This window comes from Paenibacillus sp. FSL R5-0914 (assembly GCF_038004525.1).
GTDB lineage: Bacteria > Bacillota > Bacilli > Paenibacillales > Paenibacillaceae > Paenibacillus_AQ.
The window spans coordinates 38,082-61,900 of sequence record NZ_JBBORH010000002.1 but is presented as its reverse complement, the minus strand read 5'-3'; the positions used below and the strand labels follow the sequence as shown (position 1 = coordinate 61,900).

Here is a 23,819-nt window from a genome sequence, read left to right as displayed (position 1 = left end):
ATTCATATTATCTCCGAATACCAATCGTTACAATTTCGCATGGACCGATCTGTAAGGCCGAACTACCTTTCTCTTCGCTAGAGAGTGGGTGGCTCTCCTCTTCCAGGATCGACGTCTTATAGAAATACTGCTGCGGTATCGTTGAACGGATGGTCAGGTCGGTACTCTGCTGACTCATGTTGTACCAGCGAAGCAGTAGGTCTCCAGTCTGCTCGTTCATTTTTAGAGAGGAAAATGCGAGCTCCTGACTCTCCCATTCGAATGGAGTATACACCGGAGCAATCGCTCCTTCATGTACATCAGTCTGACATACGACCCAAGGAATTTGGAATTGATAAGCTTCAGCAAAAGCACCTGAGGTTATACCATCTCCTGTGTGTGGGATGAGCTCCATACGTACAACGTGCTCTCCGAGACATTGCGCTTCTGGAGTTGGGAACAAACCCCAGTCTCCCAATTCACCCACGCTACGGAGTAGTGTAATCGCAATGGTGTTACGACCATCTCTTAACACTTCATATTCATTTAATCCAAAGTTAGCGACGGTTAGACCGGCTGTTTCATTACTGATATCAACAAAGGCCTGCTGATGCTGCGTGTTACTCGGATTCATCCATTCTGTAGCTGGCTCAATATTCCGCTCCGCAACCTCAAACATCGAATCCACATGATGTGTGGCGGTGTTCAAATCTGTCGGAAATAGCGCACGAATCCGGTGATCTTTGGCTTTATTGTCTATCGTCGTTTCGATATGCAGCCCCTTCCCGCCCCGCTCCAAGCTAATTACGGTACGAAGTTTAAGAATGACTGTGTCACTACTGCGCTGCGCTTTCCGCTCCGGGTAGTACACAAGGGCACGCTGTTCCTCGTCCAGCTTATTATCTGCTGAGGCTGGAATCTCCCAGTCATGCTTAATTTCCACAGATGCTCGATAAGGTGTATTTTCCAGAACGCAAATATTCGCCTGTAGTCCCTTGGTCGTTAAAGCTTGTTCACCCTCTGGCTGTTTATACATGTATTCATTCCCGATATCACCTGTGTTCTCATACACACCAAGATCCCGGTAGGTCATGCCACTGGCTTTGTCACTTAGCGTAAATGAACCATTATCATGGATCACTACTTTGATGGTCTCATTCTCCAACACCCGATCCCCTTGAAGCAAAGATTCAGGAGCTATAGGCAACCCTGCGTTAGCACGACGAACCCACGCATATGCACGAAGACCCAGCGCCGGAACTTGCACAGCTTCAAAGGTAAGTCTTACTCGGCGGCACATATAGGGCTGGCGGAATTTATCGTCAGGCAAATCATAACCAAACTGAAGACCCAAATCCTCCATCTGGCATGTAATGGCATTCCCTTGATCGTCTACTAATTCACGACCGTTTAAGTCAATATCTTTCATACGGCTGGCCGTTTCTTCTAGAGAGAAACCCTCTCGCAAATATAGACGTGCCGCATCAATTTCTATGCTCACTGTACCCGTGCGTCTCCACCCTGTCATATTCATGACTACTAACGGAAGCACTTCTTCACCATATGCTGCAAAACCGGACGTATCCACAGCTTCAGCGATCATGCGCTTACTATCATCAACAATGGTCTCTGCTACATGACGGCTTTTATCAAACCGGGTTACCATTTCGCGATGTACCTCATCCACGCTGCAGCCACAAATGCTGTCGTGAGGGTGATTCTGCATTAGCGTCTTCCAGGCGTAGGTGAACAGATGATGAGGGTAATCTTTGCCCAATACATGTGCGAATGAAGCGAGTGGCTCGGCCACCTTTTCAAGCAAGACTTGCCCTTCCTGATTCATCTGTTTCAAATAGACACGAGCAGATGCGGTATTCACTAACGTCCCCCATCCGTCAGTGTGCTGGCTCCGCAGTTCGCCCTTTACGGTCGACAAATTGTTGTGATCCATTACATCCTCTACAGCTTTAAGGTAATCAGGGAAGTTGGAATGGATAAACTCCATATCTGGATATAGCCGCTTCGCAGTTTCAATAGCCTCCGGCAAATCCAGTTGAGCCGGTTGATGATCGCAGCCGTTCATGAATAATAACTCGCCTGTAGAGGCAAATTTCCGAGCATCTGCTAACTTCTTCTCCCAGAACTCTTTTGCCTCTGTTTCATTCACTGGCACTTCGTTTCCGTTCGAATACCAATTCGCAAATAGAATTCCAAGCACTTTCGATCCATCCGGACCTTCCCATATCAGCTCGGAGAACGAAGATTCATATCCACCGTCCGATACTGTATTGTTGAATCCAGTCGGCTTTACACCTCTTCCAAAAAAGGCATTATTGATGCCTGATTGCTTCATTAATTGTGGAGTCTGACCCACTAGACCAAAGGTGTCCGGAAAATAACCGATCTTAGAAGGTTCACCGTAACGCTTCGAATCCTGATGACCAATCTGCATATTACGTACATTTGCCTCTCCGCTGGTAAGGAAAGCATCTTGCAGAATATACCAAGGTCCAATCAGAAGACGACCCTCCGTAATATGTTTTTGTAGACGATCTTGATTCTCGGGACGAACTTGAAGATAATCTTCCAGAATGATTGTCTGTCCGTCAAGATAAAAACTCTTAAATTCACCATCCTCATCCAATCGATCCAGCAATTCATCGACCAGTTTAATAAGGCGTACATGATGCTTTTCATATGGAAGATACCATTCCCGGTCCCAGTGAGTATGAGAAATAATATGGGCAGTCTGAGGTTTAATAGATTTATCTGAACGTTCCAATGTAAAGACCTCCTTATATGCAATACGTACTCTCTACTAAGATGCTTAATGTAGTAGATGTGGATAAGTTATATGGATTTCGACTTCCTGCTGGCGATACACGCCAAGAAGATCACCTTTATAGTCCGTAGCAAACAGGACTGAACGTTCCTGTTCCAACAAGAACGCGTAGGTTCGGCCAGTGGCTGAATCCTTCACCTCGATTTTCGCATCCTGAGCATATTCCGATACGAAGGTGAAGAGAGCCCCCGTAGCAAAGCTCAATTTTCGTCCGTAGATACCTACTAAGTCCCCTCCGCTAATCCACTCCAAGTCACACTCCACATGAGCAGCATGGAGCGCGTAGCGATACAGTGCAGAAGTAGTATCACTTCGGTCGCTCAATTCAACAGGCAGTGGACTCCATAGGAGTCGACCCTTGCCAAGCGGGATGTTTATGACTGAGTCTATAGTAGAGCTTCCGCTTCCGCCGGATTCGTGAATCATCGTTTCCTTCGATACCTCAGCAATCCTTCGGTGACCGAAGGAGACGGGGAGTTGTTGGCCTTGAAGGCTAAGCACTTCTTCACGGCGTACATTACGCAATTCACGCTTGCCAAGAATATCACTTAAGCGCTCTGAAGAACGCCAGTAAGCATCAATGTCGAGCGGGCCTGTAGCAAGCAATACCGCACCTGTCTCTTCAACGATGTGTAACAACCTTTCCATCGCCGCATCATCGAAGTTATGCGCGCTTGGCAGTATAATAAGCTTCACAGGATGGTTCTCCAAATCTTCTAGGTGGTATTCAGAAGCCCCTCTAAAAGGCATCTTTAGATCATATGAAAGAATGCGGGTAAGCTCTGTTGTAGCAGCGAAAGCCAGCTTCCGGTTAGAGAAATCATTCGAATACGGAAACACCACAGCGATCTCTTCCAGTTTCCGATCTCCAAATACGTCACGAATGCCTTCTATAAATTTCCCGAAGTCATAAGAGACATCCGCCTCTGGCTTTTCGGTTCCATCTGCTCTCAATGCTCCGATATGGGACTCATTCGCATTATCCATATAGAAGTTCGTATTCCAAATCCAGTGTATGGCCCCCGCACCAGCAGTTCCAAACGCATAGGCATATTTGCGTTCGAGTAGATTTCGCAGCTCTAGCTCCGAACGTTTGGCTCGTCCATCAGGAGTTTCTACATACATGACGCCAGTCTCTTGAATTAGGTTTGGCTTATTAGGCGTCTTGGCAAAGATGCCATCCCACACCAGATAATCATTAAACCACCAGGAATGTACATTGGTGTAATCCACCGTCTCCTCGTAGAAGAACGGTGAAGGTCGCTGAGCCCCTAGCCCTTCATCCTGCCCAACCGTAACCATCTGATCTGGACATTGCTCCTTAATGGTGTCATATAACTGCCTCACCCACCGGTTATGCATATCCATGGAGAACAAGCAATAATCAAGCCAACGCGTCCCTCTTTTAGCACTGTGCATATCCTGAACATCGAAGTTCATCTCTTTCGCTTCTGGCAGCCCTGCCGATGCAAAGTCCGGAAGCTGTGCGGGTGTCATATTCCAACGTTCCTGTAGTACTTCGATTTCCCCATGTCTATGTCGAAGCCATTCTATGAAAGCTTGTTGCTCGAAGCGATCATGACATGAACTCGGACCATCCGAGAAAATACGTGCCGGATCAAACATCGACGGTTCATTAATAAGATCCCAATCTACATTCGAAGACGCTTTATGACGAGATACAATAGAACGAATGAAACGCTTCTGAGCCTCAACACTTTGTGGGTCCAAATAAGGATTTACCCCACCCCACGTTTCCGGTGTGAAGGAGAAGAACGTGAAAGTCACCTGAAGATCATGCTTCTTCGCCGTCATGATAAAGGCATCAATCGCTCGCAGTACCTCTTCTGAAACATGACCATCGTCTTGCATCACATTACGATAAGCAGTCCAGATTCCTGTTCGGATCCAGTTAATCGCTGCCTTCCGCATTTGACCCATATCGCGATCCCATACCCCAACGTTCGGCAGAAATAGAAATTTTCGTGCCACATCACTCGTCATATAAGTCATTCCCACAACAGGTAGCGGACGCCCATCTTTTATGAAATAATCTCTTCCACTCGTTACCGGTTCACCTGCTGCCAGAAGTTCAGGGGCATGCCCCCAGAACCCTTGACGTAGAATGCGGACCTCACCATCACTGGCTTCCGCTTCGCAGACCACTTGGAACAGACCACTCCTAATTTCCAGAGGAATAGGCACCCGAACGATGTTAAGCTCAGCATTAGCCTTCATCTCTAAACAATGGGACCAATGTAAGGAGGGATCGGATTCATGCTCAACATGCATTGTAAACTTCCATTTGTCTTCATTTCGCAAAGAAGGTTTTACCCGCTCAAGCTGCTGAATCTGAAGTGTCAGAGAAGCCCGTTCTCCTGACTCATATGAAGCGTAATTTGGCTTAACCCACATTTCCGTTACACCCTTACTACAGAAACGAACCCACTCAGACATCGCGGACAGCCCTTTTTCCTTCCATAAAGAAGCCGTTGCAGCCGTATTTACGAACAGCCAGCGTGAGCCTGCAAATAAACCAATCGTATTCTCCCAAAGAACTACTGGAGCAGCAGTTTCCCGCCCCTCATGCGTAATTCCCTTCAAAAGCGGGTAAATCCGTGTGCTCATCGGACCTGCTGACCCCATTTGATGGGGTAAATCACTCGTCTTCGTCGTATGTGGCACAAGGTTCCATGTCTCTTCACTCGCTATAAAAAGAGCTTCTTGCCCCTTAAGCAGAGGAATGACATCTGATGCAAGCAAGGACTGGTTGCGAGAACAATCAACACGCAGTACCTCATGAATAGACAGCTCTTGATGATAAGAGGTCTGTTCCACTTCCACATGCCATTGTTCATTTTTCCAGCGAACGGGTTGTTTGAAGGGGGCACCTCCAATGCTGATCAGTCCACCACCTCTTTGCAAATATCCAAGAATGTCTATCCATGCCGCTTTTGGGAAATAGGGTGCATGCAGATTAATGAAACATCCACCTTCGATTTCCTTAAGCGTTGCCGAAAGCTGATTCGCATTCACGATCGTACCGAACTCACGCATGGATTTAATCGCGTCACTAGGAATCGAATTGGAAATTGGGAAATCAGAATCATAGAATATGATTACAGGTCTGCTCATAGTAGTCCTTCCTTCATCGATTTATAGACTAGTTGGGAGAACAGACTATTGGACCAGGCAAACCATTTTCTAGTGAACATATTCGGGTCATCGACATGAAATCCTTCATGCATAAAACCAGTCCCCGCATCCGTTGACTCTAGCATCGCAAGCATGTCCAGCTTCTCTTCCTTCGTGGAAGCCGTCAAACCTTGCATAGACAATGCCATATGCCAGATATAATCTTTCGGAGTATGTGGACTGCCAATCCCTTTCGCTGCTGTTCCTTCGAAGTAAAAAGGATTCTCCTTGCTCAGCGCAAATCGGCGTGTATTCTGATAAATCTCATCATCTGCTGTAACATAGCCTAGATAAGGAATCGACATGAGTCCCGGTGTTCCCGCATCATCCATCAAGCAGTAGTTGCCGTAGCCGTCGGTCTCATAGGCGTATATTGGGCCAAATTTCGGATGACGATAAATACCATACAGCTTGATTCCATGATCAATGTCCGCTTCTAATGCTTTAAGCTCTTTTAGAAATTCAAGATCACGGAATACCCATTCTGCGAATTCCTGCATATGACGTAATGCAACAACGGCGAACATATTCCCTGGGATATTGTAATGGAAGTCGCAAGCATCATCGCTTGATCGGAACCCGGACCAGACCATCCCCGTGTAATTTACAGGCATACCAAGACCGTTGCTGCGTAACGTATCTTCAGGTATTCCATTATTACGCATAAAGCGGTAAGGAGATAATTCAGCATGGCGTTGCTCTGTTCTAAATAAATTGTATATTTTGACCATTGCTGCCTTAAATCCGGCGTCGAATATATCAGTTTTCCCCGTTTCTTTCCAATAGGCATAAGCCAGACGCATAGAAAAACAGAGAGAATCGATCTCGAATTTACGTTCCCACACCCAAGGGGACATTTCCGTAATATCGCTAGTGCTCCAATGCCAGTCATTCGCTGTTTCGTTAAACGCATTGGCATACGGATCAATATGTATATACTGAATATGTCGTTTAATTAAACCGCTAATGATACGTTGAAGATCCGGATCATTCTTCGCAAATGGCACATAGTGCATAACCTGCTCCACAGAATCTCGCAACCAGGAAGCTGGGATATCACCAGTAATGATGAATGTTGTTCCATCATCCATGAGCTTAGTCGTAGTCTCAAGTGTATTCGGAAAGCAGTTCTTGAAAAGCTGCAATAGTTTAGGCCGATGAGCTAACTTCTCCTCTGCTTCGTTCAATACTTCTTGAATCGCTTGTGGAAGCGGAAGCTTCGGCATTGAGATGGTTGGCAGTCTGAATTGTTCCATATTTCCACTCCTCTTGATAAAAATGAGTATAGATAGAGAGACGGGCAGCATGGCTGCCCGTCTCCACTAATCCTATTTGCGTTACCTTTAGATTAATCGTAGGCGTTTTGTTACGTTCAAAGCTTATTTCTTTGTCTGGTTCCACTCATCAAGCTGCTTTTGAACTTCAGCAATGACTTTATCCAGTCCAGCTTCTTTAAATTTCTTGGTTGCTTTTGGCAGATATGTTTTAGGATCAACAGAACCTGTGTATAGCGCTGGCATAAATTCTTTAGTTACGTTGTTGATGGCCGCTACTTCTGTTTTTACAGGTGTAGGATCAAATGCAAAACCGAAGGTAGGGGCTTCTTTTGATGAATCATTAAACTTCTTGAAAGCATCCCATTTATCAGCAGGGTCATCAGCATGCAGATAAGTCAGTAACATATTTCCAAGCGTGAAGCCTGGCATTGCATAGCTATCTTGCATAGCTGGCAGATCTTCAATGACATTCTCGGAAATTTTCTTATAATGAGTGCCTTCGATACCATAGTTGAGCAAATTGCGTAAGTACTTATCTGTATTCAAAAGATTCAAGAACATCATAGCCCGTTCAGGATCACCTGAGGTTACGGAAATAGCGTGCATCGAACCTGCAGCGGACTGTGTATACACATAAGGCTCATGCATAGGCGAAGTTACAATTTCATAACCTGCTGAACGAGACCAACCTTTTTCTGCATAAGGCTGTGTGATTTCGCGATCGGCAAACCATTTACCTGTCTTAATGTTATCAATACCTTCAAGTGTTGCAACGTCTGGGCGTAAGTAACCTGCTGTGTAAAGTCTGCGCATCGTATCTAACGATGTTGCAAGTTCAGGTGTCTCCAGAATATTAACAACCTTGCCATCTGTGGAATCCATATAGACCCCAATAGGTAACTCATCACCTAATACATAGTCAAATGGCATGAATGGTTTAAAGCCTTTAGGAACAGCTAGCGGTGTAATATCCGCAGGCTCATTCTCTTTAATCGTTTTAAGAAGTGGCTCTAGATCATCCAATGTACGAATGTTGGAAATGTCCATGTTATATTTATCTACATATTTCTTATTGAAGCGCCATACCCATTGCTGTCCAAGCTCCTTATTTACAGGAACACCATAGATCTCACCTTTAATCTTAGTTCCTTCTAAGAAACGTGGGTCCAAAACTTCTTTCGTTTCCTTTCCATACTTATCTAGCAGATCGTTCAGACCCAAGAAGGTACCGTTAGCTGCATTACGGCGGAAATCATTTGTCCAAGAAGAGGTAAAGGCAATGTCATAAGGCTCACCAGAAGCGGTAATGACTTGCATCTTCTTATCGTAATCACCCCAATCGAACATCGTAATGTTCAACGTCGCATTAATTTTTTCTTGGGTATATTTATTAACTTCTTTTAATACAAGATCCAAATCCTTTTGAGGTCCACCAATTAAATACATCTTCAGCTCATATGGCTTTAATTCCGATGTACTCCCTGCTGAATTCCCTGCTGCCGCTGAATTGTTTGTTTCTTTAGCAGCATTTGTATTATTATTCGAACCACATCCAGCAAGAAGGCCAGAGAAAAGCATTGTTCCAGCAAGAGCGAGCGTTAAACTTTTTTTCACTTTCATTTCTATTTTCCCCCTTTAGTTTAATTAACTCTTTATTTATATCGACTCCTGTTCTAGCGATTCGAATAAATACATCTTAGTAGTGTTACTCTTTTAAAGAGCCAACAGTTAAGCCTTTTACAAAATACTTTTGGAAGAAGGGATACGCTAGTGCTATAGGCAAGGTCGCCAGTACAACCATCGCCATACGAACGGTTTCTGTCGGCAATGTCGCAGCAATCTCAAAGCTTGATCCCATCTGCATGCTGTTCTGGATAACAAACTCCATATTATTCTGAATTCGCATCAGCATCGCTTGGAGCGGTACAAGACTCGCATCATCTATATACAGCAGCGCATTAAACCAATCATTCCAATAGCCCAGCGTACAGAACAATCCAATCGTTGCAATCCCCGGTAATGAGATCGGAAGTACAATTTGCAGGAATGTCCGAAACTCCCCTGAACCGTCGATTTTGGCTGCCTCAATGAGTGCATCAGGCACTGAAGTCTGGAAGAAGGTCCGCATCACTAGGATGAAAAAGGCATTCATCGCTATTGGCAATATTAAAGCCCATATCGTGTTGTACAAATGTAAAAACTGTGTGGCCACAATATAGTTTGGAACCATTCCGCCTGAGAATAACATCGTGAAGAAGGCGAAGAAGCTGAAAAAATTACGATAGCGAAATGATCTTCGAGAAAGAACATAGGCGTAAGTTGTAATTAGAAATAAGCTAATGAGCGTACCTAGTACAGTAACAAGTAAGGTAACTCCAAAGGAACGAAATAACTGATCACCTGTGTTAAAAATAAACTGATACGCCGCCATACTAAATTTTTCTGGAATTAAGCTAAATCCATTTAAAGCGAGTACTTTCTCATCTGTAAAAGAAATGGCTATGACAAACAAGAACGGAAACACACAGGTAAAGGCGAAAACTCCAATCACAATATTGAGTACCACATTCCAAAAAGGAGTAATGGCGTTGTTGTCGACTTCTTTCGGCTTACGTTTGAATACTTCCATAACGTCAATTGACTCCTTTCTAGAATATCGCGTTTTCTTTGCTGATCTTTTTCACAATAGAATTCGTTACAATTACCATGATAAATCCAACGATCGATTGATATAGACCCGCTGCTGTACTCATCCCTAGGTTTCCTGTCGTACTCATGCTTCGATAGATATAAGTATCGATAACATTCGTTACGGAGTATAGAACACCGGAATCCCGAGGTATTTGATAGAATAGACCGAAATCAGATCTAAAAATACCACCAATCGCTAGAATAGTTAGCGTTACCATTAAAGGTTTAAGCAAAGGAAGTGTAATAAACTTAATTTGCTGCCATTTGCTGGCCCCATCAATCATTGCCGCTTCATAGTAGGACTTGTCGATACCCGCTATAGCCGCTAAGTAAACAACACTTGAATAACCAATTGATTTCCAAATTCCCATGAAAATTAGGATATATGGCCAAAAGCGAGTATCACCATACCAGGAAACAGGATCGCCTCCGAAGTAAACAATCACTTGATTCAAGATCCCTTTATCTACACTTAGGAAGCTGAATGTAAAGAAACTAATAATAACCCAAGAAAGAAAATAAGGCATAAACATCGCCGTTTGATAAACTTTGGCCATCCGTTTGTTCACAAGTTCGTTCAAGGTGATTGCAATGCCCACCGCAAGAACTAAACCGAGAGAGATCAACGCCACGTTATACAGTATCGTATTTCTTGTAATAATATAGGCGTCCTCTGTCGAGAACAAAAAGTTGAAATTTTCAAGGCCAACCCACTTACTATTTAAAACGCTTGCAAAGAATCCGTCCCGATGAATCTTGAAATCCTTAAATGCAATAATGGTTCCGAACATCGGTAAGTAACAAAAGATTAGGAACCATATTGTCCCTGGTAATACCATAAACCACAGTACTTTATCCTTATTTAAGCTTTTGAAAAATGCAGACACTATTCCACATCCCCCTTCTCTATCCCCAAACAATCCCCGTAATACCCTTTCGATCTTATTTCCTTGCCCCTTTAACTATCTTTAATTCTGCGCTATAAAAGCGGTTTCATAAAGTTGAAAAACTCCAGAATGATATGTAAAAATTAAAGATCGCAAGAAAAAATGACCTCCGTGAGGCTTGAAATCCCTTAAGATTTGAACAAAAAAAAGGAAACATTCTCGTGACCAACGTTCGTGAACCCTCCACTTGAACGTGATACCCGGGAACATTTCCTAAATCCTACGCCTTTTCTTTTTTATACATATTTCGAAGTTCTGTTGGAGATATGCCTGCTGATTTTTTGAACTGGCGATAAAAATACGCTGGATCTAGATACCCTACTTCAGCTGCTATTTCATTGGTTAATAACGTAGTTTGAAGCAGCAGTTGTCTTGCTTTTTCAATTCGGAATTGGTTCACATAATCAGAGAAGCTTCGCCCCATCTCCTTCTGAAATAGCTGTCCCAAGTAAGTAGGATGCATATTCATTCGCTGACTGAGCGTCTTCAGAGATAGTTCTTCTCTATAATGTTTGCTCACTTGATCCACCATATATCTCATATTCGGACTGAGCTCATCACTCACTAGCGATAATTGGTCCAGCGTTTCATTCACACTTTCCTGCACATGATGAAGCAACTGCTCAATGGTATGGATGCGTAGCAAAGGATTAAACACAGCACTGAAATTACAGTTTTTCTCCATATTCTTAGCGATCAACATTAATTCAATCGCCACGTTGTAATTATCAATGCGTGTAATCACGCCACATCCGAACAGCTTTTGGAATGTTTCTGCGATAAATTGATTTGCCGCCTCACGCTCTCCAGATAATAATAGTTTAGTAAATGCTTCATAATCAATTTCGAGCTTTTCCTCATGTAACACCATCTTCGACAGTTGGTCCACATCTATAATCGGGTAGCCCGGCAGCATCAGATGATCCACATATAAACTTTTCGCTTTTTTATAACTTTGTGGTACTTCTTGAAAAGTATATTCCTTACTTCCTATCGTAATCCAGACAGACTTTCCTAATTCATGCATAATCTCACATTGCACTTGTTGCAGCATGCAATACATTTCTTCTTTGTTCTCATCTTCAGCCGACTCCGCAACAATAAGAACAAGATCACCTTCCATATCTATAAATACAATAACTGTTCCGCGCTCTGCTACGGACTGCACAGCGATACGATAACATTCTTCCATAAGTTGATTAGGGTGCAGTTGACCCTCATCCTCCTCATGTTCCGTAATAAGCCGAATCGCAGCCACCGTAAAACATGAACAGTCCAGAGAAATATTTAAGACTTTAGAACGATGCAATAGCTCCTGTCGATCTATATTTCCAGTGACCCAACGATTTAGTATATTGTTACGTAAAACTTGCTGATCCTCCTTCGCATGAAATTGTTCAACATCCTCTTGATTGAGGACCTCAACAATTTGCTCAATGGTCGATTCCAATTCTTTTATGTTAATGGGTTTAAGAATATAATTCTCAATGCCTAGACTCATTCCAGCTTTTAAATACTCAAATTGTTCATAGCCGCTTAAGATAATAAATCTCATTTTTGAATCAAAAGACTTAATTTGTTGAATGAGTTCAAGTCCCGTTAGCTTCGGCATCGTAATATCTGTAATTAATATGTCAATGGCTTCGTTATGGCTATGCAAAAATTCTAAAGCTTCTTCCCCATTACTCGCTTGCCCTGCGATTCTTAGTCCATAATCTTCCCATTCGATCACTGAACGTAATCCTTCGAGAATAAGAGGTTCATCATCCACAATAAGTATGTTGTGCATTATTTAATACTCTCCCTTACCACTGGTATATTCATGATGACTGTTGTTCCTACACCGATCTCACTAGCAATCGATAATCCATATTCAATCCCATAATAAAGCTTAATTCGCTCATTCACATTACATAGTCCAAGCGAGGAAGGTGGTGCATCCATTCGCATACTGACTTGAAGTGTTTTTTGAAGTTCCGTTAGCTTGCTGGGAATAATCCCATTTCCGTTATCTCTAATAGCAATTTGAATGCTACCGTCTGATTCAGTTACTTCAATGCGGATTAAGTTATCGGAGCGTTCGGGCCTGAATCCGTGAACAATATAATTTTCAATGACCGGCTGAATCAGCAGTTTAACGATAGAACAATTCATAGCCACTGGACTTATTCGCGACTCGATTTGAAGCTTATCTTTATGCCTAATTTGAAACAGCTCAAGATATAGATTGCAATATTCAATCTCATCAGCGATGGTAACAACCATACTTTTCTTAATCATCGTTCGGAATAACGTAGATAAAATGTAAATCATCTGACCTACATCCTTCGCACCTTGCGAAATAGCCCGCATCCTTATAGCTTCAAGCGTATTATATAAAAAATGCGGATTAATCTGCGATTGAAGAGCAACGAGTTCTGCATTTTTTTGCGTAATTTCTGAAATGTAAACTTTATTAATATACAGCTCTAGTCTTTCACACATATAGTTAAAATTGTTGGCAATAAGCTGCAATTCATCCTCCCGGTTAAGATGAATGCGCGTGCTTAAGTCGCCTTCCTGTAAGCGCTTCATAGATTTGACAATGATCTTCACTTTTTTAGAGAAACGTAAAATTATTCCGTATGTAATGGACATTGCCGCAACAATTAGTGCTGCCGTAATCCCGATAATCCAATTTCGTACTACCACCATTTCTTTATTGACCTGCGACTTCTGAATGATTCCTGCCACAATAAGACCTGAGCTATTCGTTGTATTTAAGTTAACTTTGGATAATCCATCCAGTGCAGTCCAGTTGTCTGAATAAAGACCAGCGATATGCGGATACTGCTGTCCCATATACCTTCCTAAGGAATCATATATGACGTCACCGCTTGGTGTTAGAACCAACACTTGACCATTATTCTCTGTACCTTTCGTACCAAGCCATTTTGAAATAAGTTCAGCATCAAAATCTATAATGAGCATACCGATCGTTTTCAATGAAATCGGATCTTTAAGCTCCCTAGTCATCGTATACAAATTGTTATTGTCTTCCCTTATTTCCTTAAGTAATAATTTTTTTTCATGCGAAACCCAACCATTCTTGGGTATGGGTGATTTTTGCTCCGAAATATCTATATCTCTTTTGTAGAGCTGTCGTGTATTATTTTTATATAAATAATAAAATTCTTTCTCAGTGCTGTATAAGATAACGTCAGAAATACCACTTTTCTGATTCAAATACGTTTTGAAGTAAGTATCGAATGTATGGGGTACGAAGCTCCCAATTTCAGCAAACTGATCTAAACGATATTTAAGATAATCTCCATAATCATGTTGCAAAAAGTAGGACAAATCCTCACTTACAGAAGCATCACTATAAATTTGCTGGATGGCCAATTGAATCCCTTCGTACTGCTGATTCATATATAAACTCACGTAATCCAGTACCTCTCGATTAGCATCAACATGTTGACGCGTGATCGTCTGTTCATAGTATTTATAAACGGTAATGGAAGAGGCAATAAGCGTAATAATGATGATGGATGAATATATAGCTAAAATTTTATTAAACAGTTTTTTTCGTAAATGATTTTGATAAAATTTCTTTATATTCAACAAATTCACCTTCCTTCAAAATCTAGCCTTTAGGATTAGAAGCTTAACACCACCTTTCTTTTTGTGCAATGGGAGCGCATTCATTTTTAGATGTAAATCTTTCCTCCTTGCAACCTTTTTCTTTATCATGAGTTTACATCTCGCTAAAAATCGTCTATAGTTGGTTTCTACCCCCCAAACAAACCTGTAATCACCCTATAAGTCTTATAATCCTCGTCCCCCATCAAGATAATGGAGGGCTATTACTCATGTTTCTAACCAAACGTAAACTCAACTCCCAACTAAACGAGATTTCCGAATATCGTTACCGGGATCGAATACACATTCCTTTTTTCAATTCTATGATTGACGAACAAGGTGAAATTGCAGCGGAACCACCCGTGGATGGAGAATGGTCTAAGCTACAAGTTGGCGATACCTGGAAAGGCCGTGATTTGTATTTATGGCTAACGACACAGATAGACGTACCCGCCTCTTGGGCAGGACGCAGGGTACTGGGTCGATTTGATTTTGGCGAGACAGGTGCCGGAAACAACTCCGGCTTTGAATCTTTATTCTTTTACAATGGTAAACCCTATCAAGGTGTAGATTCCAATCATACAGAAGTGTTCTTGCCGGATGAAACGGTAGGTACGCAGCTTCCACTTACCTTCCGTTTATGGTCGGGTCTAGAAGGTGGCGGTCCTAAAAAAGATCAAACACATGGCATTCGTATGGCAGAAATTTGTTGGCTGGACGATGCAACGGATGATTTCTACTTTACTGCACTTGCTGTAGTTGAGACGCTGAACGTACTCGATTCAAAAACACCAGAATATACACAGCTGCTAAGTACAGTAGATCGCTCGTTTCTTCTGATTGACTGGTCTCGTCCAGGTTCAGAGGTCTTCTACGCTTCGATCGAGGAAGCTCGTAATTATTTGCGTGATGAAATTAATAAAATGGAAAAGTCTTCGCCAGTTACTGTTACCTGTATTGGTCATACCCATATTGATGTTGCTTGGTTATGGCAATTGAAGCATACCCGTGAGAAATGTGCGCGTTCCTTCTCGACCGTACTCCGTCTGATGGAAATGTTCCCTGACTATACTTTTTTACAGACTCAACCTCAGCTCTATGAATACATCAAAAACGATTATCCAGAAATCTATGAGAAGATTCGTGAACGTGTAGCTGAAGGACGCTGGGAAGCTGGCGGTGGTATGTGGCTCGAGGCAGATTGCAACTTGACCTCAGGTGAGTCTCTTGTCCGTCAATTGCTATATGGTACTCGCTTCTTACGTAATGAATTTGGTGTTGAATGTGATTATTTATGGCTGCCGGACGTATTTGGCTATAGCTGGTCCTTGCCACAAATTCTAAAAAAATCAGGAATCAATACATTCATGACCACGAAAATTAGCTGGAATCAATACAACCGCATGCCACATGATACCTTCCAATGGCGCGGTATTGATGGCACTGAAGTATTAACACACTTCATTACAACACCAGAGCCTTGGTCTGAAGAAGATTCTTGGTTCTACACCTATAATGGCCGCATCATTCCTAAGACTGTAAAAGGAATTTGGGATACGTACCGGGATAAAGAAGTGAATCGCAATTTATTACTTTCTTACGGATATGGTGATGGCGGCGGCGGGGTTAACCGCGAAATGCTCGAGATGCGCCGCAGACTCAACGATCTCCCAGGACTACCGAAGATTGAAACAGGAACAGCAGGAGATTACTTCCGTAATCTGCAAGAAACCGTTGCTAATACAGATCGTTATGTCCATGTATGGGATGGTGAGCTTTACTTAGAATATCACCGTGGCACGTACACTAGCCAAGCCTACAATAAGCGGATGAACCGCAAGCTTGAACTGCTATACCGCGAGGCGGAATGGCTAAACGCACTGCAAAGTGTGGTGTCTGAAGATTGGTCGAACTATCGTCAGACCGATTTAGACGAGGGTTGGAGAATTATTTTGCGTAACCAATTCCATGATATTATTCCTGGTTCTTCAATTCGTGAAGTGTACGAAGACAGTACGATTGAATATGCTCAAGCCGAAGCCATTGGTCAATCTGTATGGGAACAATCTACGAAGGCACTAGTGAACGGAAGTGAAGCCGGTAAATATACCATCTGGAACAATGCTTCTTGGGAATTAACTGAGCTCGTAGAAATTACTATAGAGCCTGGCATGGAAACAGGACATTGGATAAACACAGAAGGTAAACCATTACAAGCTCAGCGTGAAGGGGACCGTTGGATCATTGAAGTGTCCGACATTCCTTCTCTCGGATACACCACCATCTCCTTCGTGGCAGATGTGAATTCTGAGCCACTAAGCACTCCATTCAAGCTGAATGAATCAGGAATTTCAACGCCTCACCTTGAAATAGCATGGAACGAGCAAGGTCAATTGTCATCCATCTATGATAAACACGAACAGCGTCAAGTATTAGCTAATGGAAGTCACGGTAATGTGTTCCAAGTGTTTGAGGATAAACCATTAGCACATGAAGCTTGGGACATTGACATCTACTATCAGCAAAAAATGCGCGAAGTGATCGACTGCACTAGCATTGAAGTCATAGAAAATGGTTCATTGCGTTGTATTGTGCAATTCACATGGAGCTATATGGATTCCACGATTAAACAGCAAATGATCTTACACGCTGGGCATCGTCGTATCGACTTCGTGACGAACGTAGACTGGCATGAGAAAAAACAGCTAATGAAAGTAGCCTTCCCTGTTGCGATACGAGCTACCGAAGCCACTTATGATATCCAGTTCGGTAATGTTAAGCGTCCAACACACTGGAACACTAGCTGGGATTACGCTAGATTCGAGACTGTGGGTCATCAGTGGGCAGATTTATCAGATCGTGGTTATGGCGTTAGCTTGCTGAATGACTGCAAATATGGCTACGACATCAAGGATAATGTGATGCGTCTATCCCTAATCAAATCGGCAACACACCCTGACCCTGATGCGGATCAAGGCGAACATTCATTCACCTACTCTATCCTGCCTCATACTGGGGATTGGCTACAAGGTGATACCGTCCGTCAAGCCTGGTCCATCAACAATCCACTGCGGAGCACCATGGGGCAAGCTGAAGTAGAAACAAAGTCCATGATTCGTCTTTCTACGAATACGGTTATGGTATCTGCCCTTAAGAAATCTGAAGATGGTCAAAAATTAGTTGTACGTGTTCACGACTATTCCGGAAGCCGCCAGCAGATTGATATGACGAGCGACTTGAACATTATTTCGTGGCAAGAGTGTAATCTAATGGAACGTCCTGAAGGTGAGGTTCACACTGAACCTGTCATTACCTTTGTACTTGAACCTTACGAAATTAGAACATTTGAAATCGAAGTGTAGAATCTAATTAAATGAAGTAACATACAAAATCGGGGTGTCCCTGTAGCCATGTATAAAAGGCTGCGAGGACACCCCGTTTTTCGATTATGATTGTTTATTTTGAATTTAAGTATACACATTGCGCAATGAGTTAACGTAGCGTATACTCCAATTAAGGGAGAGATGTATATGAGAAGAATGGGGAAAATTACGCTATTCACATGCATTGGATTATTGAGCCTTGCTTTGATTGCTATTCTTGCGATTAGCGCTTTTGTGATCAAGAGACCGGCCACCGCCACCCCCGTAATCACGGAAGTGAAGCCTTATGAGTGGAATAAAGTCAAGCTGGACGGAAATGTCATTTCAAGTGATGGATCAGAGTATTTTATCTGGAATAAAAAGGGAGAGACTAATAACTGGATTATCTTTTTTTCCGGGGGAGGGGCCAGTTGGGATGCCCAAAGCGCCGCGCACCCAATCAAGCTAATGAACTTCATTAAAGGTGGAGATACGGGCAACTATTTCCAGAACATCCCCTTCTATATGCTGACATTGCTGAGAGGCATGATGGATACGGATAACCCTGCCAATCCTTTTCATGGATGGAATGTGGTCTACCTTCCCTATTCGACGGGTGATTTCCATATCGGTAACCGTACGGCTGAATATAAAAAAGAGGACGGCAGTACCTTTACAATGCGTTATAACGGCAGCAATAATGTGCGAAGCAGCCTTGATTGGATATATGCCAACGTGGAAAAGCCCGGCAAACTGCTAATTGCAGGTGAAAGTGCTGGTGGATTCGGGTCCGCCTTCTGGGCTCCGGAGATCGCCTCTCATTACAAAGACTCCGAGATCTTCCAATATTCAGACAGTTCCTTCCTGAAATCAGACAAGTGGCCAAATGTTGTGAATAAGGAATGGCAGGCAGACTTCGTTAAGAATTTTGGGTATACCCCTGAAGCGGATATCATTGGGGCAGCATTTAAAGCGAACGCTCATCTACTGCCTGCGAATACGGTAATATTGCAATCCTACTCGGTATTTGACGAGATTCTGATCCACTTTCAGAACAACATCAACGATTACAAGGGGCCCAGAGATCAACGCATTATTAATGAATGGTCACAGGAAATGCGGCAATCTGTATCATCTTTGGCTGCCACTTTACCTAATTATTATTACTATCTGACCGACTATGGGCTAAATGCTAAGACGGGTACAACCCCGCACACTTTTGCAACCAGAGAGACCTTCTTTCAGGCTGAACAAGATGGTGTGAAGCTTCTGAAATGGCTAGGTGATGCAGTCAACCATCAGAAACCCTATTCAGTGGGCAGCAAGTTCCTCATAACATCGAAACCAGCTCAGAAATAGCACAGAATTAGCGAAATACTCGCACAAGGCAGGAGAGAAAATTAATGAATTTGCGTGAAAAGCAGATGCAAATGACGAGGGAGATCATTAAGGATACAGCGCTCAGCTTGTTCTGTACTCAAGGTATTGAGCGCACGGATATGGCTCAAATTGCAGAACAAGCCGGGGTCTCCCGGCGCACTTTGTATCATCATTATAAGGACAAAGAAGAATTAGCCTCTCAAATCTATGTCCTTAACCTGGAGCGGATGTTTGGACAGCTGCTGTTTGATTTTGATTTTGAACAGCCGGTACAATCACTGGAGAACATTCTGGATAAATATTTGGCGCTAAGAGATCATCAGGAATCACTGATTTACTATGATGCCATTTTTGGAGTTTACTACAGCACGCTTTCTAAGAATCCTGCAGAACTGCCTGACTTTAAGAAGGCTATGGAAGGCTGGTATTCGCGACTTATACTGCTTGACACAATACCAGTAGCTCCGGAGGAAAAAAATAAGTGGTTGAACATTCTGCAGAAGTCCACCCACCTGTATTTCATGTATTTACAAAAAGCCGTTATTATTACGCATCAGCGGGGCGGTGTGGTCACGGAGGAAGACCGGGCAACAGACCGACAATTCAAGGATTTCATTATGCATGGCGTACGGTATTCCCGATGATTAAAAGAGTCTTTTCGTAATAGGTTTCATTTCGGTATAATATACCAATCGGTATTCGTACGGCTCTAGTTATATGGAAGGAGCAATGGCTGAAATGGACATTGGCAAATATGAGAATCTAGTTCCGAACGTTTTTTTGTTCGTCGACCGCAGATCCTTCCCGGATTGGGAGATAACGAGGAGCAAAATTGATTTCCATGACCTTACCTTCATTGTGGAAGGGAAATCAAACTATTTTATTAATGGGGAGAAATTTACGGTTGAAGCTGGTGATATGCTCTATGCACCTTCCGGAAGTATTCGGGAAGCGCAGACTTTTAAGGAGGCACCCATGCGTTCTTTTGCGTTTAATTTCTTCTGGGAAGGGGAGGACAATCATGTGCAGCTCCCTTTTGAGACCGTAACCAAAAACTGGAGAACTAAAGAGATCCTAGCGGACATCAAAGATTTCTCGCATGTATGGATGGGCAAACAGCCTTTTTATAAAATGAAGGCCAGAGCCATTTTTCAACTCATTGTGTATCGCCTGTTAAGCATAACCCACCATCAAGAGACACCTCTGATCGATCTGAGAATCCAAAAAGTAATGACCTATATTATGGATCATTATTCGGAGGAAGTTACGATCAAGGAACTAGCTGATTTGGTTGCCTTAAATCCTGTATATCTTGGCAAGCTGTTCAAGCAAAACACCGGTTCCACCTATAAGGAATTCATAAATAAAGTACGAGTGAACAATGCTGAGATGATTCTGTCCGCAGGTGGCTTCAATGTGTCCGAAGTAGCAGAGCACTGTGGTTATCAAGATGTCGCCTACTTCAGTAATGTTTTCAAAAATATCAAGGGTTATCCTCCGTCATTTGCCTTGAAATAACGGAGGACCCTGAACCATTCGGAGATTCAACCCTCAAATTAGATCTAACTATGAATTAGTACGTCCCTCTAGTATGAAAGCTCTCCTCCGGACCCAAATAGGAATAAGGCAGCTCCGCAGCGGACAACACAAGCTTTTGCAGGACCAGGCCTGCATCCAATCCGTAAAAGCGGAGGGTATGAATCCCCTTTGTTAACGCATGACTTGTGGTCACGGTATGAATATTATCCATAACCGCGCGGCACCACGGTTCATTATCATGATTGCCGCCCGCAAAATCCGTAGGTAAAGCATCAGTAATCACTGGCGTCTGTGCATCGAAGCCTACCGCATATTTTAATCCACTGAACTGTGACAGGTTGTTTGTCGGAGCAATATACGCGGTTAAGCTGTAATCTGCATTCTGCTGTACTAAAACCTGATATTCCAGATAAGGCGCATTCTCCAGCTGTTCAAAAGATACCGTATCCGGAAACATTTTAACCGAGGATAAATAACGCCCATAGTTAGCAATGGTCTTCCATTCCACCCCTGATTGTGCAACACGACTTGAGGTATGCTCCGCTTCAATGGACACTCTATTATGCGTCTCGATAAAGGTCATCGCTGGCACATCCTGAATGTCAGTCCAGTCCACAGCTACATTCACCTTAACGATGCCCCCGGCACCAGAGAGTGCAATTTCACCCGTCGATATCTCGTGAACCTTTTCCCAATCTACAGAAACCTGTAAGGTCTCCCCAGCCTTGATCCACCCCGATGTTTTCTCAAGCTTGATCCAAGCTGCACTGCTACTTGTCTGATATTCAAAGCCCGCTTCTCCACCGTTGCTGATAGTAATGCAATAGTTTTCTTTTTGCAGATTTGTAAATACAGGAAGCTTTGCCGTACCCGAAATATACGCTTCCTCCGTACCTTCCACATCAATAATCATTATAGAACCTTTGTCAGGAATCAAAGTGCTCACCTCTGGATATTTCCACCCCTCTGCATTCCAGTGAACATACCCGACATGAGGGGAACTCATCATTCCTTGCCATTTTCCTTCTGTAATTCCGCTATTATAAACCTGCTCCAGGTGTTTATCCCTATCGATGGCTTCATGAGTCAGGGTAGCGTAGGTATTGGCCAATACACTGCCTCGTCCAGCATATAGCTCGTTAAGTCCAGCATATATTTGCATTTTGAGCACATTGGCTGATGCAGCAGCAGGGAAATATACAAGCTGGTAGTACGCATCTTTTAATGATTCAGGAATAAGAGCATAGTATTGGTCAGCGGCATTCTCCATCCTAATCGCCTGCTTCAGCACTCTCTGTGCCTCATTGTAATGGATTGGACTGAAGGTTGACGGATAAATAATCTCTGGCTTGCGGCGGCCGTTCATTCGGGTATACTCATTCAGCAATTGCGCGATGCCCAGGCATCTCTCATGTTCCAGTGCATATCCGAACTGCTGCTCTACCCAACGATTGGTATATTCCACAGTCCGGTTAATCGCTCCAGTACCCCAAGCTTCAAAGTCATAGGCCAATTCCATAAAGTAGGAAATAGGCAATTCCATAGGCTTCAAATCCCCGACGTTCACAATCCATACATCACGGATGCCATAGTCGAATGCCATACACATTTGCTCCCAAACCTTCTCCAGCGGAATCGTGTTTAACCATTCATAGGAATGTGGACCCCCATGATAGTCAAAATGATAATACATCCCCCACCCTGCACTTCGATCGCGTTCGTGTTCCGTTGGGATTTTGCGGAGATTGCCAAAGTTATCATCTGCCAGCAGGATCGTAACCTCATTCAGGACTTCCCAGTCCTTCAAGCCTTCAACCTCAGCAGTGCCATACCAATACTTCTCCACTTCCTTGTATACGGCTAGAATTTGGGGCGAGTGCTCAAGATTATATTTCTTTAATAATTCTTTTTGCGTAAGGATGATGTCCTTCAGTAGGTCAATATTCTCCTGGTCGGAGCCCTCCAGCGCAGAATCACTTTCTCCCCGCATCCCTAATGTAATTAAATTGTCAAAATCCTGATTCCGTTTGATTCCATCTTCCCAGAAATCCGTAATAGCCTGTTTGTTTCGGGCAAAATCCCATAAGTTACTTGTTCCATATTGGTTGTATACCTTCTGCCATTCACTGCCTGCCCGAAATAAAGGTTCATGATGGGAGGTTCCCATTATAATGCCGTATTCCTGTGCGTGCTGGGCGTTGGCGATTGGATTGCTTTTACCGTTAAGGCTGAATTCGGCACTCCACATCGCTGGCCATAAATAATTCCCCTTTAATCGAAGAATTAGTTCAAACACCTTGTCATAGAAATCTTCATTAAAATCACCAAATCTTTGAGTTACCCAAGAGCCCAAGGACGGCCAGTCGTCATTCAAAAAAATCCCTCTGTATTTAACCGAAGGTTCTTTGGAAATCATATGTAGCTGGCTATCAGGTAAGATCAAATCTGCTTTTTTCTCTGGTATAACATCTGCCCAATATTTCCACGGACTAACACCAATTTTTTCAGAGATAGAATAAATCCCGTACATCGTCCCGCGTTTATCGCTTCCCACAATGACGAGCGCCTTGTCCACTCCTGCTGTCGGTTCTTCTACTACCTGAATCCTATAACATTCCCTTTTCCCTTGGATGGCAGACACATCCACTGTCCCCTCCGCAATTAAACGATCAATAAGCTCATTACTGCCGATCGATCCAGCGATTATAACGGTTCCATCCAATGCCTTCAATTGTGTATGTATTTCAGGTTCAACCTCTGTTACCTGTTTAACATCTGCTGCAAAAGACTGAGCCACGCGGCGCAAACCGGCATAATCTTTCCCTTTGGGATCCACGTAAATCTTAGCAGCTTTGCCCTGCTTCACAAGGATTAATTCCTGCGTAGGCATGATTATTCTCCCCTTAAGCATCCTATTTTCGTATGACTAGGCACATTATATAAGTAAGCGATTTCAACTTCCATGTGTAAACTAGCAAGTTTTTGT

General features: G+C 43.1%; 13 protein-coding genes. 4 read left to right on the top strand and 9 right to left on the bottom strand.

Features of this window, described 5'->3' with window-relative positions; genetic code table 11:
* Window positions 1-7: 7 nt before the first annotated feature.
* From MKX60_RS16245 to MKX60_RS16210, 8 genes are all read right to left on the bottom strand, one after another.
* Entirely contained in the window at window positions 8-2,761 is a 2,754-nt protein-coding gene (locus MKX60_RS16245; protein ID WP_341060382.1) for an alpha-mannosidase, read from the bottom strand.
* 45 nt (window positions 2,762-2,806) lie between these two features.
* Entirely contained in the window at window positions 2,807-5,956 is a 3,150-nt protein-coding gene (locus MKX60_RS16240) for a beta-galactosidase (protein WP_341060380.1), read from the bottom strand.
* Window positions 5,953-7,272, bottom strand: coding sequence for a glycoside hydrolase family 125 protein (locus tag MKX60_RS16235; RefSeq protein WP_341060378.1), 1,320 nt, complete (start codon window positions 7,270-7,272; stop codon window positions 5,953-5,955). Before MKX60_RS16235 ends, MKX60_RS16240 begins: the two co-directional genes overlap by 4 nt.
* A gap of 123 nt (window positions 7,273-7,395) precedes the next feature.
* Window positions 7,396-8,913: an ABC transporter substrate-binding protein gene (locus tag MKX60_RS16230; protein WP_340968822.1), complete on the bottom strand. Its 1,518-nt coding sequence runs from the start codon at window positions 8,911-8,913 to the stop codon at window positions 7,396-7,398.
* 85 nt (window positions 8,914-8,998) lie between these two features.
* Window positions 8,999-9,922: a carbohydrate ABC transporter permease gene (locus MKX60_RS16225; RefSeq protein ID WP_076283087.1), complete on the bottom strand. Its 924-nt coding sequence runs from the start codon at window positions 9,920-9,922 to the stop codon at window positions 8,999-9,001.
* A gap of 19 nt (window positions 9,923-9,941) precedes the next feature.
* Entirely contained in the window at window positions 9,942-10,823 is an 882-nt protein-coding gene (locus MKX60_RS16220) for an ABC transporter permease (RefSeq protein WP_042193664.1), read from the bottom strand.
* A gap of 328 nt (window positions 10,824-11,151) precedes the next feature.
* Window positions 11,152-12,720 (bottom strand): response regulator transcription factor, encoded by a 1,569-nt coding sequence (locus MKX60_RS16215; protein WP_149644027.1) that lies wholly within the window; start codon window positions 12,718-12,720, stop codon window positions 11,152-11,154.
* A complete protein-coding gene (locus MKX60_RS16210) occupies window positions 12,720-14,534 on the bottom strand; it encodes a sensor histidine kinase (RefSeq protein WP_081382735.1) in 1,815 nt (604 codons plus the stop codon). The genes MKX60_RS16215 and MKX60_RS16210 overlap by 1 nt, the downstream gene beginning before the upstream one ends.
* A 248-nt stretch (window positions 14,535-14,782) precedes the next feature.
* Between MKX60_RS16210 and MKX60_RS16205 the strand changes: the two genes are divergently transcribed.
* The 4 genes from MKX60_RS16205 to MKX60_RS16190 all read left to right on the top strand — a co-directional run bounded on the left by MKX60_RS16205 (window position 14,783) and on the right by MKX60_RS16190 (window position 20,812).
* The gene (locus MKX60_RS16205) at window positions 14,783-17,914 is read left to right on the top strand and encodes an alpha-mannosidase (RefSeq protein ID WP_341060376.1); all 3,132 of its coding nucleotides are present in this window, start codon (window positions 14,783-14,785) and stop codon (window positions 17,912-17,914) included.
* A 168-nt stretch (window positions 17,915-18,082) separates the two neighbouring features.
* Window positions 18,083-19,273: a pectinacetylesterase family protein gene (locus tag MKX60_RS16200; protein WP_256721564.1), complete on the top strand. Its 1,191-nt coding sequence runs from the start codon at window positions 18,083-18,085 to the stop codon at window positions 19,271-19,273.
* Between the two features lie 44 nt (window positions 19,274-19,317).
* Complete coding sequence (locus tag MKX60_RS16195) at window positions 19,318-19,938, top strand: TetR/AcrR family transcriptional regulator (protein ID WP_341060373.1); 621 nt, start codon at window positions 19,318-19,320, stop codon at window positions 19,936-19,938.
* Window positions 19,939-20,032: 94 nt separating this feature from the next.
* A complete protein-coding gene (locus MKX60_RS16190; protein ID WP_341060371.1) occupies window positions 20,033-20,812 on the top strand; it encodes a helix-turn-helix domain-containing protein in 780 nt (259 codons plus the stop codon).
* 55 nt (window positions 20,813-20,867) lie between these two features.
* Here the strand turns inward: MKX60_RS16190 and MKX60_RS16185 are convergent, their stop codons facing one another.
* On the bottom strand, window positions 20,868-23,723 hold the full coding sequence (locus tag MKX60_RS16185) for a glycosyl hydrolase 115 family protein (RefSeq protein ID WP_341060370.1): 2,856 nt from the start codon (window positions 23,721-23,723) through the stop codon (window positions 20,868-20,870).
* Window positions 23,724-23,819 lie beyond the last annotated feature (96 nt).